This window comes from Bradyrhizobium sp. 1200_D9_N1_1 (assembly GCF_052075915.1).
Lineage (GTDB): Bacteria > Pseudomonadota > Alphaproteobacteria > Rhizobiales > Xanthobacteraceae > Bradyrhizobium > Bradyrhizobium diazoefficiens.
In genome coordinates this window covers 7,572,790-7,585,648 of the sequence record NZ_CP197226.1, presented here as the reverse complement: position 1 = coordinate 7,585,648, position 12,859 = coordinate 7,572,790, and the positions used below count along the sequence as shown (strand labels likewise).

Below are 12,859 nucleotides of genomic sequence, written 5' to 3'. Positions count from 1 at the left end.
TGGGCGCGGTTTGCGAACGAGGTCTGCAAGGGCGCGACCTTTGGGTTTTCCACGGCCTCGCACGCTAAGAGGAATGTCGAGCCTTTCGGGCGCCGGTCATCAATGGCAAGAATCATTCTGGCCACAGGCGGAGAGCCGGATCGTGAAAGTGGTGCATATCGACGCGACACTTCGGATCGTGTCGCAGATAGAAATCGAACCTCATAGCCGGGAGCTCATCAGGCTCTGTGGCTCCTCGGGCCGGCCGAAAACTGCCATCACGTTGCCCAGTGGGGATGTGCTGCTCTGCGCGGAAGGCAGCTCAACGGCGCCGGGATTCACGATCGGCGGATCGCCGACTTTCAGATCAAACGCGGTCCTTCTCGGCAAGCGGGACAGATGGCGGCAGTATACGGCTCCCCGCTTTGGAACGGAGAGAATTGAAGCGCTCCTTCGATGGGTAGAGGCGAACCCGAGCGAGGTAGAGCCAAGGGAGGGCGTCCAAGCGATCTTGATAGACCCGGCTCAACGGACAATCGAGGCCGTCAAAATTGAGCAATCATTGAAGGCTGTCGAGGACATCATCGGCGAAAAGATCGTGCTGGCTTTCCTTGCACCCGGCGGAGATCGTGTCTACGCCGCGGCCAGCGCACAAGGGCCGAAATGGCGCAAGGACGACGCGCACTTCATCGGGCGCTGCGTGATAGTCGGTTCCTCTGAAGGCGGGCTGGTGGATGTGGCAGCGTCGCTGGAAACGCTCAAGAAAGACGTACGTTTCGCGGCCGAACGGTCGAAACGTTGGGTTCGTCACGGCGTCTCCGACGCATCTTCGCCAGGGAGGGCGCCGAGCTAGACTGCAATATAAGTTAGCGTGGATAGAGGGCGATCGAAGGGAAAGGTGCCGGTCAAAGGACATGACGGCGGTAGGGCGGGAGCCACACGGGCGAGCAACCGCAGCTTCTGGCGAGCGCATGATCGCTGAAATTAATCGCGTTCACGAGGTAATGCCCAGGCGCTCGCACGCCGCACTTGCGTGCCGACGCGATACGCCAGTGCGTGTTGTCAAGCTGTCGATGGTGGCGGAGAGAGTGGGACTCTCTTCCCGACAGCGCCTTACGCGCGAAAAACGCCGAAAAACAAGGATTCCTGAAAAGCCCGGCCGAAGTTTGTGACCACCGCCGTGTACCACCGATTTGGTAATTTCGTACTATCAAACTCAACCGATTTCGAGGCGTCTCAGGGTACGTTGCGCCGGCAATCGGACGCTCTGATCGACCCTGTTCGTGGAGCCATGGATCCGCGAAGCCTCAATCGAGCCGCTTCATGTTAGGCGCCACATTGTGAGGATCACCGGCTACGACCCCGAATGACGACCCATGCGAGAGCAAGTGACGGTCTCCGAAGAGAAACACCACTCGGTCGGACCGTGCGGCTTGCTTGTAGGATTTCCGCCGGAGATCGCGGCCGCTGATGCTACCAAACGGTTGCCGGCAAAGCATCATACACGACTCTTTACCTTAAGTTGCATTGCGTTTAGCCTATCCCTTTCTTGGGGGGCGACAGATGAATTACAAAGCGATTCTTTCGTTACCGATATTGTTGCTTTTCGCGGGATGTGGGACACATCTACCAGAACTAACCAGTCCACAAGTGCTACCGCGCGACCGGCTGATCGCGGCAATACATTGTGAGCTTGCCGATGCGATCCGAGAACAGCTCCTCGAAGGGCCCGCTCGTCATTTCCTGATCGACTGGCAGGCGGCCTACACAATTACCCTCAAGGGAAACGAGACCGGCACCCTCGCCGCGGACGCCAACAAGTTTCCTGTGCCGTTTGACCGCGCGGCATCTTCGGTTCTTATATCCGCGGGAGCCGACGTCAAGGGCACCGCGAACCGCACCGCCGTGCTCAAGTTCAGTCTGAATGTCGTCGACATCGATCTACGTGCGGCCCCCTGCGCCGAGGCGCAAGCGACCGGGACCCATCCATTTTTGCGAGGCAACCTCGGTTTCGGTCAATGGCTGAACGAGGCCCTCGATACGAGTCTGTCGGACGGCTTCATTGCGAAGCATCCGGATCGTCTCACGAGCATCGGTCATACGTTCCAATTCGTCGTGCTCGCGACTGCCGGCATCAACCCAACCTTCACCATCGCTCCGCGCCCCGTAACGATCAATCCGTCGGTCGGAGTTTCACGAGAAGAGGATAATAGCGTCGACGTGGTCCTAGCCAAAAGGTCGTCCGGAGGAGGTGGCTCGACGACGGTTTCCAAGGTTAAAACGCCCGAGCAGACAACAAAAGTAGACGGATATCGAAGAGAGAATGAACAAGCCCGACAGAGAATTGCCGAGGCGGACGCGCTTTTGGGATCTCCGGAGGGGCAACGGTTGGCCCAGCTTCAAACCCAGATCCGGGGTAGGGAAGCCGCAATTTCGGGCGTCGGAGGGAGCGTAAGACCCGGACTTGCCGGTCCCAACAGTCTGGATTTGCCAAACGATCTTGCTACACCGCTGCAAGAAAAGGCGCGGCGAGACTTTTCGGAACTACAGGGTCTAAAAGAAGAATTCGCAATAAGTGGGGGCGCCAACTTCGAGCAGCAGCAGAAGGATCGGAACGAGGCCGAGAGAAGGATATCCGAGAACCAAAGTAAGATCCAAGCGATCGAAGCGGACCCGAAGGGGGTTCGTGTTACGCGCGCTCCTGCGGCCCAGCTACCTCCTTCTGAGAACAGCAACATCGCGGCGACGCAGTTGCAGCTCACGTTGGAGCGCGTCATCGGCAATAAGCTGAACGGCTTTTAGAGACGCAAGACACCGAGCAAGCCGGAAAGTACGCAGGTCCTCGATAGCTGGACGTTACCTCGATCACGACGGGGTACTCCGCGTGACACGGTTGATCTCCGGGGGCCACGTGCACGGACTCGGGAGGTCCAACCGCTCGTCCACGGACGAGCGGTTGATCTTGTTTCCAGCGAACCCTTCAGTCGGCGGATCTGAATCGGGTGAAAGCCCCCTCCGTCAGTTTGTCGGCCGTTCGCAAATCCGAACGTCTGATATCGGTATCCGTCGTGCTGAGCGAGCCGGGCTCGGCCAACCTCGTTCGAAAATCATCGAAGGAACGGGCCGATGCGGATACCTGCGGCGCGGCCGGCGCTTTTAGAAAATCGATCAGATTTTGGCGCCTGCTCGGAAGAAAGAAGTCCTTCAGAAGGATGGAAATGTCACCGTTTTCGTCGATGTGCACGAATCCCGGCATATCCGGCCATTTGAGCTCGGTTCCGGGCCCAAGGCTTGCTATCGATTTCCCCCCGGAAAAATGATGACATCCACCGCAGCTCTGCGCTCCGATGCGGTTCAATATCTGCTCGGACGTCATGCTGCAGCCCTGGCTCAGCTTGGCGCTATCCAGCTTCGGTTTGATCCGAGGGAGAAGACCCCCGCCTTTTTGCGCGTTGACCAAGGGGTCGTCGTCGGACCCGGACGCCGTGCTTTCGAATGTATTGTATTTGTCGCTGATGGGTACGCCCATTTTGAATAACAACGTGTCAAGCGTCGCCTTGCTTCCCTTTGAGAGGGCCTGCTCATCCGTGTCGGCTATCGCGTCGACGTAGGTCGCGATCAGTTCGTTAGAAAATTGCTGACGCAGCGCCGCTAAGCGGGGATCCTCCCCGGCGATCGCCTGCCCGTACAGAGAGGGAAGTGCGTTCGCCTTGACGGTATCGGGAACGAAGTTCAGCGTACCGTCGGCGTTTGGCCTCAAATGCCATTCGCGAAGTTGCCAGAGAAATTTCGGTTGATTCACGAACAAGTTCGCCCTCACCTGGCCGAACGGGAGGCCGTACTGCAAGTAATGCACGACAGGCCTGGTTTTCCCGGCGAGGCCCTTGAAGTAGAACATCTCAAGTTGAGTGGCGAGTTCGTCTCCAGACTTTCCCTTCAATCCGTCCCAGAATTCCGCAACCGCCTTACAACCCTCGCCGCCCTTCTGAGGCTCTGGATTGTCCAAGGCAGCCTCAAAGATAATCGTCAACCGATTCGTCGGGCTGACCGGATTTCCTTTTTCATAGACGATCCGATGCTCGCCGCAATACTTCCAATCGGCGGGGGCCAAATCGAGGCGGTTGAAGAGCCCCACAATGCGCATCTCATCCGGGTCTCCTTTCGTCATCATCTTCGAGGGATCGAGACCCACCTCGCCAGGCCGAGGAGTTAGGGGTAGCGCTATTCGCGATTCCGGGTTCACGTCGCTTTTGTCGTTGAACGAGTTGATCATAGAGCTGAGCAAGCCAAGCCGAGCGGCGGGGCTGTCGGCGACGCCGCCAAAGGAGCTGATTATGGCTCCCAAGGTTCTGCCGAAGGAAAAATCGACCTTAGGGTTTTTCAAGACTGTCGCATCCGTGACGATCACGGTGCGAAGTTCACCTGGGTCCGTTATGGCCTTGACTGCGCTCGGTGCGGCACAAAATCCTGGAGCTTGAGCGCGCGCAAGCTGCGAGGAAGAGAGGCTGATGGCGATCGCCGCAATAAGGAACGTAGGACGCTTGATCATCGGTTTCCCCAAATGGATTTCAGAACACATGAATTACGAATGGCTAACAACAGCCATGGCTTGATCGGCTGCTCCTCAGGGCTTGACGACATTGATAGTCGCGTTCATTGGGTGAAAATTGCAGTGATACGGAAGAGGTCCCACGTTCGCGGGGACAGTGATGCTGTAAGTTTCCTTTGACTCGATCGGGTCCTTCTCCGGAAAGGCGCCGTCCTGGTCCGGACTAATCGTGTGCTGGGTGTTCGTCGTGTTCGTCCAAGTGATCGTATCGCCGGGATTCGCATCGACGCTCTGAGGCTCGAACCTGAACGGCCCGCTCATGATGCTTATTGATACTGTCTTTGCCGACACTGGATCGCAGCAGAGACCCAGTGTCGTCGCGCTCGCCAAGAAAAACAAACTAAGTTTCACGAGAGCCTCCTGTCGCTAGGGGATGACTTCCACGGGAGCCATGAGGCCGGAGTCCTCATGCTCCAGAATGTGACAATGGAATACGAACTTGCCGATCTGCTCTTCGGCATCGAAATTGATCACGATGAAAACACGCCCAGCCGCCTCGATCGGCATCGTGTCGTGCCAGATGTAAAGATCGTCCGCGCCTTTTGCGTTCTGCAGTTTCGCGGTGGGATTCGTAACGGTGGTCTGCGGGTCGATGCCGTACCGGCTTAGGTCTTTGTCCGTCGCGATACGGAACTTCGATTGATGAATGTGGAAATTATGCAGTTCACCGGTGGGATTCGAAATCTCCCAAAGCTGACCATGTCCGGTGCTCAACGAGACACAGACATGCTTGGGCGATTTCGGGTTCGATCCAACGTCGCCCCCGTCCCAATTTACGCTGCCGTCGCCCTTGAGATAGCGTTCGAACGGAATCGGTCCTACTGTCGTGCCGGCCACAGCCCTGAACATCCCGATCGGGTGCACCCCGGTCAAATTGGGAGGAGCAACAAGCTCGGTGCGGATGCCCCAGCCGTCCACACGTTGAGTGAAAGTGATCCGTCGATGTTCGAGCTTCGTGGCGTCGAGATCTCGGACACAGCCCACAGGCAGGGCGGTCGCTGCAAGCGGATGAGTTTCCGAGGGCTGCTGCAGCGTCGTGACGGTTTGCGGGGCTAACCTCAATGAAAGCGTCCCTGGCGGCGGCCCGGACGGTTCGAGTACGATCTGCGCCAGTTGGACTTGTGGCCAATTATCGCCGGTCGATGGGTCGCTGCCCGTTTGAAGACCTTCGGTCTGCAGGACAAGCAGGCGCTTGTTGGGGTTATCGGCATCGTTACGAATATAGATCTCGGCCCGCCCGGCCGGCATAAGCCGCAGTGCATCCGTTACCGGCGCGATTGGACTGGGCGACGCGGCTGACTTCGTCGTCGGAACTACCCCGTCGACGCTCAGCAACTCGTAGGAGACCCTCACGCCTGGCGCTGCAGCGTCAAACAGCGAAAGTACGTAGCTGGCGGAAGCACTAGTATTGGCGATCCGCAACAGAAGATTTCGACCGCTATGTACATCCCATGTAGGAAACCGATCGCCATTTACCGTGAACAACCAGATCTTTGACGCATCGCTTCCGCTGCAAAATCCCGGGCGGTCCGCCACCGCGGCCGACGTGCCCAGGCATAATGCGGGGTCTTCGATAGGCATCCAAGCCGCGGGCGATCCTGCCGCTTTGTCCGGCGTGGTACCTGAGACGATCTGGATGTCTCTCAGCAGCGCATGGATGACGTCGGTCTTCGCTCGCAGGGCGTCCGTGGTCGCATCATCGGGACCAACGACATTCGAATCCGGTCTGCCGATTGAGATCAGTCCAGACATTCCGCCGGCGAGTTGGGATGCGGACACGCCATGCAGGTGAGCGTGATACCAATAGAGGCCTGCCGGGTGCGGAATGATCCCACTCGGCAGGTCGAGTATACTGGCCGGAAGGGCCGTCGGGATCTTGATGTTGTAGTCGAGCGATTGGCCCCGACCAAGCTGCGCGAAAACATTGTCACCGTCCCCCTTCGCCGTCACAGCCGCGTTATTCGGCGTAACGATAAGGCCGTGGGTGTGGAGATTCGTCTGGTCCGACGCGCTCGACGCATTCTGACCGTGATGATGGGCGCCTAAGCGAATGCCCGCTGGCGCAAGCGCGTTCAAGAAGCGAACCTTGAAAAGATCTCCCGGACGAAGCTCGACGAGCGGACCGAGGTACGAGCCGTTATAGTTCTGCGTTTCGGCGATCTTGTACCCAGCCACCAATATCGGCCCAGTCGTGGCGGTCAGTTCGAGCGTCAACGTGGCCGGTCCGTCGGGCACCTGCCCTTCGCGGTCGACTCTGCAAAATTCACTTCGATTCTGCGGAGGAAAAACGCTGCATCTTTCGAGAGCCGGAGAAAGATTCTGCCCTCGGACCGAGGCTGCAGACAAATTGAGAACGCCAAACAACAAAGAAGCATAGCAGAGCGATCTGAAAATACACATTGGCCCCTTCCTCGGCACGGCTCCTAATCTCCCGAACGACTTTCTGTACGAGCGCAGTTCGATCCTCTTTCAAATATCGTCGCTGTCCGAGCCTTGTTTCGACCGACCGATCCCGCGCGCTTACGACTACTGTATCGACGGACCACGTGGCTCGGCCTGATGGCCTCGGACATGGTCCGAAAAGGACGGTTCGTTCATTTGAAAGGAGACGATAGTCGATTGTCGAATACCGATACCGACGGAATATCTTTGAGGAGGCCTTTGACGGCGGAGGCATCGATCGTCATCATCTTCACCTTGTCCTGCGGTGCCACGCTGGCCTTTGGCACGACATCCAGTTTGAAAGTACCCTCTCCGATGGGCTTGAGATCGCATTTGAAGTTGTTGCAGTTGTTTCCGAGTGCGGATTCGATATCCGCTGCAGGCCGCTCCGTTTTTAGTATGAATGTTCCGCCTGCAGGCGCAGACGGGATCGTGTCGATCCCTGATGCCCCACCATTCGTGCCGACGGAGGAGGTTGCACCCGTTGCAGCGGTGCTGGACGCGGTCTGACGGACGAGCTCCAACCGCGGCAACTTCGTGCCGGTGCGAACGTCGACTGTGGTCGGCGCTCCAGTCGTCAAACGACTTTCGAGCTGCGTGACCGACTCGTTGGGAAATTCTTGCCGCAGTAAAGCCATGGCGGCCGCAACATGCGGAGCCGCCATCGAGGTACCGGTCTTCATGCCGTAGGTCGAGCCAGGAAGGCTGGAGATGATGTCCGTACCGGGCGCCGCCATGTGCACCATCGAGGCGACGTTCGAGTAGGTGACGTCGAGAGACCCGTCCTTTTTTGTCGCGGCAACCGATACGGTGGACGATATGCAGGCTGGCTCCGCGACTCCATCTGGAAAATGTTGGTTACCCGCTGAAACTACGGTCGGAATGCCTTTAGCCCTCAAGCGCTCTATGATCTCGGTCAACGCGGAGCGTTTATCGCACGGGGCATCAAAGTATCCGCTCCCCAAGCTCATGTTGACGGCGGCGACCTTGAACTCCGTGCGATGTTTGAAAACGTACTCCAACGCCCTCAGTTGATCGGACGTGAAGCTCCTTATGCACTTGCCCACAGCGCCACAGACACTCTGATCTTCAAAGAGAGAGTAAACCTGGATCAAAAGCAACTTAGCGGCAGGGGCGACGCCGCCAAACTGCTTAGCCGAGAAATTCATGTTGTGGCCGGCGATGATCCCGGCAACGTGAGTTCCATGTTCACATCCAGCGACGTCTCTCGGACACTGTCCGGCCGAGCCGGCCACCGTGCCAACGTCAAATCCCCCTATGCAAAGGGATTTCACCTGAAAGACGTTCGAATGGTCCGTGGAGAAGCAAGCTTCGGCCACGATGGCACCGGATAGCGCCGGATGATCGGTTTGAGCGCCCGTGTCCAGGACGGCCACAGACTCGTTTGTCCCGCTGAATCCCAAGCTATGCATCTTGTCTCCACCGATGAATGGAACGGAGTCCATCAATGTGGGTGGCATGGGGATGTCGCGCGTCACGAGAACTATGTTCGGATCCTCGCGCAGCCGCATCAAAGCGGCCGCCGAAATCTCAGCCGCAGCAACGGGAAGCGCCCCGATCGGTTTCACGTTCTTGGCCGTGTCGGACAACGCGCCGGCAACGTAGTCGCTCGCGCTCGCGAAAGACGCCCCACCGTTGATTTGCTCGGGATCCGGACGTGTCACGATGAGCACGCGAACCAACGGAGCCGAGTTGAGCTCGGCACGGACCCCACTTTCGATCTTCTCCTGGCAAACGGCGCTTGTCGGCAATAAAAACCCAACAAAAAGTAATGCGACGGCTTTCATCAATCAGCCCTCACGTAAAAGAAGCAATAAATGTTCTAAGACACCAAAGATAGATTTAACCTTTGGTTGTATCAGAATGCAAGTCCCATCGTGCATCTGGATGCAACATCCTCGATGGTCGACGCCCCTCCAGTTCGCGAAACTGCTGATCTCACGTAACATCGGCAGTAGAAAGAGTGTGCCCTCTTTCCCGACGCCGCGGGTGCACGAAAATCGCCGAAAAACAAGGATCCCCGAACGGCCCAGCCGGAATTTATGGCCATCGCCGTGGACTCCTGATTTCTGCCCGTCTAGCCATGAGTCTCGACCGATTTGGAGGCGGCTCAGGGGCGCCTCGAAGCGGGCGCGTGTCTTTGCCTTCGCCGGTCGCGCAACATCTCCATGAGCCTCGGCGGCCGGTCGGTCGATATCAGCTTGTCGACGAATTCCACCTCCGAATGGTCGAGCCCGTAGACGTACTTCACGGCCTGTTTGGCGACCTGAGAGTTGACCTCGAGCGCCAGTTCCTTGGGCGGCCAGTCCTTGAACTTCCTCTCGGTTTCTTCGGTGTTGGTCGCGACGAACAGGCGGTGGGGACCGATGGGGAGGGTCAGGTAGCATTCGGCTTCGCTAAACGTCTTCGACATGAAGAGTGGCCTGTCGGACGTGAGAAACGGCGGCGCATCGTCCGGCGTCACCACGACGCACCACCGCATCGCGTTGAGTAATTGCCCGATCCCTTCGTGATGCGTCAATTCCGGCAGACCGTTCATGACCCATCGCCCGATGTATTCGGGATCCCTCTTTTCGATGAACTCCTCGATCGTCTCGGGATCGTCCGGCTTGCGGTTGGCGGCATATTTCTCCCTCAAGCTCGGAAGATCAAGTTTCCATTGATCTTCCTCGATCTGCGCGAGGGCGGCCACGTCCTCCGGCATCCGCATCATGAGCGACATCAGAAAAAGCGACCAGGCCGACCGCCTCTCGGCATCGTTCCGGACCTTCTCGACGCCGGCCTCGATGACGTCCAAAGCTTTCGCCGCGAAGTTGTCGACCGGACTCATGAACTTGTCCTCGACCTGCTGCGCGATCGATTTGGGAACGCCGGGCTTTTCGTAGAGCCGGTCCTTGAAGGCGGTCTGGATCGGATAGACGCGCTGCCGATGGATGTTCTTGTGGGGGCGGCTGAATTCGCAGATTTTGTCGTCGTCTCCGGCCCACCGCCTCAAATAGAACTGCGGAATATAATGGTGTCGGGTGGACTGCTGGGCCGCACCGCGCAACCAGATCATATTGGGGCACGCCGCTTCCGTCTCCGCGGTGCAAGGCCGGATGTACGGATGGCCGCAGAAGCCACACACCATGGCCCGCGGCGGCGAGGCCGGCGGCATGGCATCATCGTCGCTCATTTGCGTAGGCAATCGTTTGCAATGCTTTGTTCGCGTCGCCTCTCCCCTGGTAGAGGCCAAGCAAGTCTCCTTCGTCCTCGACGGTTTCGATGCGAAAAAGCGTCCAGCGTTTATCCTTGCCCTGCACGATACGGAAAGTACGACCATTGCGACGGCAATAAAAGGCGGCGGAGCCGCCGATCGGAGTCCAGCCACAATCGGCTCCGGAAAGGAAGCGGTGTTCGAGCTTTACCCGCTCATCCTCTTTCAGCTTGCGATATCGCTCCTCCTGCTCTCGCCGGAGCCTCTCGTCCTCCCGCTCCAGATGCTCTTGAAGCGCCCCGATGATTGCGCGCATCTCGGTGCCCTGCGCCTTCTCGGCGAGATACAGCGCCAGGCAACCCTCCCTGAGGTCTTCGTTGGGATAGCTCGTGTGGGGCTCCTCCCAGATCGCGCGTAACCGCTGCTCCACGTCTGTCTTGGTCAACTGCGGACCGGGCAAGCGATTGAGACAGGCGAGCAGGTCTTCCGTGGGGATCCAGCACGGAGCAGCAGCCTGAGCCACCTCTTCCCGTCCAGCTTCCCACTTACCCCACACCGAGCCGGCCCGATCGACAGCGTTCACGATATCCCGCGCAAGTTTGTGCACGCTATGAGGATCGCGCAAATGCCGTAGCGACGGGCTCCTCACGTAGTCGAAGAGAAGCGAGGCCACGGCATACTGGCGGTCGGAGTTCATGCGCGGCCCCTCCGGTTCGTGCGCTCGACATCCTAGCAACTTGGGATGGTGGCCGACCAGAGCCTGCACGCCAAGGATTCGACGACCGGATCACCCGCGATGCCCGTCTCAGGGCTTCGGCCGGCTTCAAACGCGATTGGAGAACCGGGTGAAGGCCGTCAGTCGCCGCACGCCCGGCTCGACGTCGCGCCCGTAGATCTCGGTCTTCAGGAACGCGATCTCGTCTTCCAGGGCGGTCTCGTCGACGTCTATGAACCAGCTTTTCGGTCTCCCGTCGCTGCCGTCGTTCCAGCGATAGCCGCGGCGCTTCAGCGAATCCTTGAGGTCGAATGCGCTCTGCTCTGCCCAGACCCGCAGCGTCGCCTTGCGCGCGGTCTCCAGCAGGAGCGCCAGCGCCGGCGAGCCGGTCGTCGGCAATTCGAAATCCAACACCTCCAGCAGGGCATGACAATCGTCGACGGCTCTGTGCGCCTGGTGGAAGAAGCCCGCGCCGTTGAGCAGATAGCCGAGTTGCGCACCGGCGAAGCCGTGTTTGCGCCAGTCGATCTCACTCATGCTGCAGCCCCATGCCTTGTGCTCGAACAAGGGCCAGTAGCGTTCGGCAAACTTTCTATCGAAGCCGCTGTTGTGAGCTATGACGATGACCGCGCCTTCGACGAAGGCCGTGATGGCCGCGTCATGGAATCTGTGACCGGTTACCATCTCGTCGGTGATGCCCGTGAGTGCCGTCACCTCAGCCGAGATAGGGCCGCTCGGCTCTCCGGCCGACGTTCCTTCGTCATCAGCATCGAAATTGCTCCTGCCGGACGAATCCTTCCGCCCTTCTGCTCGTTCCGGGGCGGTTAGCGCGGGTCAGGGATTCCGAATTGGCAGAGCGTGGATTTGTCCACGTGTTCCCTTGCGCGCGCGATGGACAGAGGTCCATCATTCAAGAAGCCTGCGGATCGCGAACTCCAAGCCTCCTGTTGTGGGTAGCCATCCGACCTGATGTAAAGATGTACCTATGGCGACGCCCCGTACTCGTGATGCTATTCTGTCGGCATACTTCGGATCGATGGCAGCTTCTATCTGGAAGCTACTGCCATCGATCGATGTCGAGGCCAGCAGGCAGAACTACACGTTCATGGACATGGACGTGTTCAATGATTTGATCCGGCAGAATCCGGAGCGAGCGCAGGCGATCTATTGGCGCGAGATGACCTTGCGGATTCATCTTGCCTGTTGCGCATCCTTATTGCGACACGCCGACTGGCTGGACACGCTGCTGCTCGCAATAGAACACGAAAATTTTTTCGGCACTTTGGCGGCCTGCCGTGGCCTCCTCGAATCCGCGGCCGATACGTTCTATTCGCTGGGCGCGGTACCAAAGACGCTTGCGCCGAACCTGGCTCTAATCCGGGCACGAATTAAGGAAAAGCCAACCGATACGATCTTCCTTTCGAAGGAATTGGAGGACGCGCTGATCCATTTTTCGCATGGACGCAAACTGCGACGTAACGAAGCCGCGGAACCGGTGCACGCCGCGAAGCAGATGCGCGAGTATCTGGATAGTCTGAAGCGTGGAGGCGTTTCCGACGTCCATGACTATTACAGCGAGCTCTGCTCGATCGCTCATCCGTCGGCGGAGACAGTTATGCTTTGGTTCGAGGCAGAGAAAGACGGAGATCAAGTTGTCTGGCGGCGCTCGAGCGACAAGCACAGCGCCAGGATCGACAGGTTTCTTCTCGGCTGGAGGGAGACCAACGAGCTTGTGGTTACTGCTGGCTTTATGCCGGCCTTGATGAGTCTGCGCATCCTCCACAAGCTCGATTTCCTTCCCAAGATCCCCAGCCTCAGATTGCTTCCTCTAGAAAAAATGCCTGCCTGGAAGGAGTTGGAGCGCCATCTTCGACGGTGATGGCCTTGCCTTCCGATA

9 protein-coding genes and 1 pseudogene are annotated in these 12,859 nt (G+C 58.4%); 3 read left to right on the top strand and 7 right to left on the bottom strand.

The features are described from left to right. The first annotated feature begins 73 nt into the window (after nt 1-73). Complete coding sequence (locus tag AB5K84_RS36050; RefSeq protein WP_011085077.1) at nt 74-832, top strand: hypothetical protein; 759 nt, start codon at nt 74-76, stop codon at nt 830-832. A 710-nt stretch (nt 833-1,542) separates the two neighbouring features. Next, nucleotides 1,543-2,781: a hypothetical protein gene (locus tag AB5K84_RS36045; RefSeq protein ID WP_011085078.1), complete on the top strand. Its 1,239-nt coding sequence runs from the start codon at nt 1,543-1,545 to the stop codon at nt 2,779-2,781. A gap of 178 nt (nt 2,782-2,959) precedes the next feature. Here the strand turns inward: AB5K84_RS36045 and AB5K84_RS36040 are convergent, their stop codons facing one another. From AB5K84_RS36040 to AB5K84_RS36010, 7 genes and pseudogenes are all read right to left on the bottom strand, one after another. Further along, the gene (locus AB5K84_RS36040; protein WP_038966542.1) at nt 2,960-4,528 is read right to left on the bottom strand and encodes a hypothetical protein; all 1,569 of its coding nucleotides are present in this window, start codon (nt 4,526-4,528) and stop codon (nt 2,960-2,962) included. Between the two features lie 75 nt (nt 4,529-4,603). Further along, a complete protein-coding gene (locus tag AB5K84_RS36035; RefSeq protein ID WP_011085080.1) occupies nt 4,604-4,939 on the bottom strand; it encodes a plastocyanin/azurin family copper-binding protein in 336 nt (111 codons plus the stop codon). A 15-nt stretch (nt 4,940-4,954) separates the two neighbouring features. After that, the gene (locus AB5K84_RS36030; RefSeq protein WP_162494061.1) at nt 4,955-6,802 is read right to left on the bottom strand and encodes a multicopper oxidase family protein; all 1,848 of its coding nucleotides are present in this window, start codon (nt 6,800-6,802) and stop codon (nt 4,955-4,957) included. Nucleotides 6,803-7,182: 380 nt separating this feature from the next. Next, nucleotides 7,183-8,838 (bottom strand): S8 family peptidase, encoded by a 1,656-nt coding sequence (locus tag AB5K84_RS36025; protein WP_011085082.1) that lies wholly within the window; start codon nt 8,836-8,838, stop codon nt 7,183-7,185. Between the two features lie 323 nt (nt 8,839-9,161). After that, complete coding sequence (locus tag AB5K84_RS36020) at nt 9,162-10,208, bottom strand: DUF4238 domain-containing protein (RefSeq protein WP_236842191.1); 1,047 nt, start codon at nt 10,206-10,208, stop codon at nt 9,162-9,164. A 4-nt stretch (nt 10,209-10,212) separates the two neighbouring features. Beyond that, complete coding sequence (locus tag AB5K84_RS36015) at nt 10,213-10,944, bottom strand: hypothetical protein (protein WP_441232727.1); 732 nt, start codon at nt 10,942-10,944, stop codon at nt 10,213-10,215. Nucleotides 10,945-11,070: 126 nt separating this feature from the next. Next, nucleotides 11,071-11,712: pseudogene (locus AB5K84_RS36010) on the bottom strand (3'-5' exonuclease); the annotation flags it as partial. A gap of 235 nt (nt 11,713-11,947) precedes the next feature. Here AB5K84_RS36010 and AB5K84_RS36005 point away from each other — a divergent pair. Next, nucleotides 11,948-12,841 (top strand): hypothetical protein, encoded by an 894-nt coding sequence (locus AB5K84_RS36005; protein ID WP_038966544.1) that lies wholly within the window; start codon nt 11,948-11,950, stop codon nt 12,839-12,841. Nucleotides 12,842-12,859: the final 18 nt, after the last annotated feature.

What these genes read in the sequence shown, in the direction of transcription:
- AB5K84_RS36050 (WP_011085077.1), top strand. Translation starts at nt 74, where the DNA reads ATGTCGAGCCTTTCGGGCGCCGGTCATCAATGGCAAGAATCATTCTGG.
- AB5K84_RS36045 (WP_011085078.1), top strand. Translation starts at nt 1,543, where the DNA reads ATGAATTACAAAGCGATTCTTTCGTTACCGATATTGTTGCTTTTCGCG.
- AB5K84_RS36040 (WP_038966542.1), bottom strand. Translation starts at nt 4,528, where the DNA reads ATGATCAAGCGTCCTACGTTCCTTATTGCGGCGATCGCCATCAGCCTC.
- AB5K84_RS36025 (WP_011085082.1), bottom strand. Translation starts at nt 8,838, where the DNA reads ATGAAAGCCGTCGCATTACTTTTTGTTGGGTTTTTATTGCCGACAAGC.
- AB5K84_RS36020 (WP_236842191.1), bottom strand. Translation starts at nt 10,208, where the DNA reads ATGCCGCCGGCCTCGCCGCCGCGGGCCATGGTGTGTGGCTTCTGCGGC.
- AB5K84_RS36015 (WP_441232727.1), bottom strand. Translation starts at nt 10,944, where the DNA reads ATGAACTCCGACCGCCAGTATGCCGTGGCCTCGCTTCTCTTCGACTAC.
- AB5K84_RS36005 (WP_038966544.1), top strand. Translation starts at nt 11,948, where the DNA reads ATGGCGACGCCCCGTACTCGTGATGCTATTCTGTCGGCATACTTCGGA.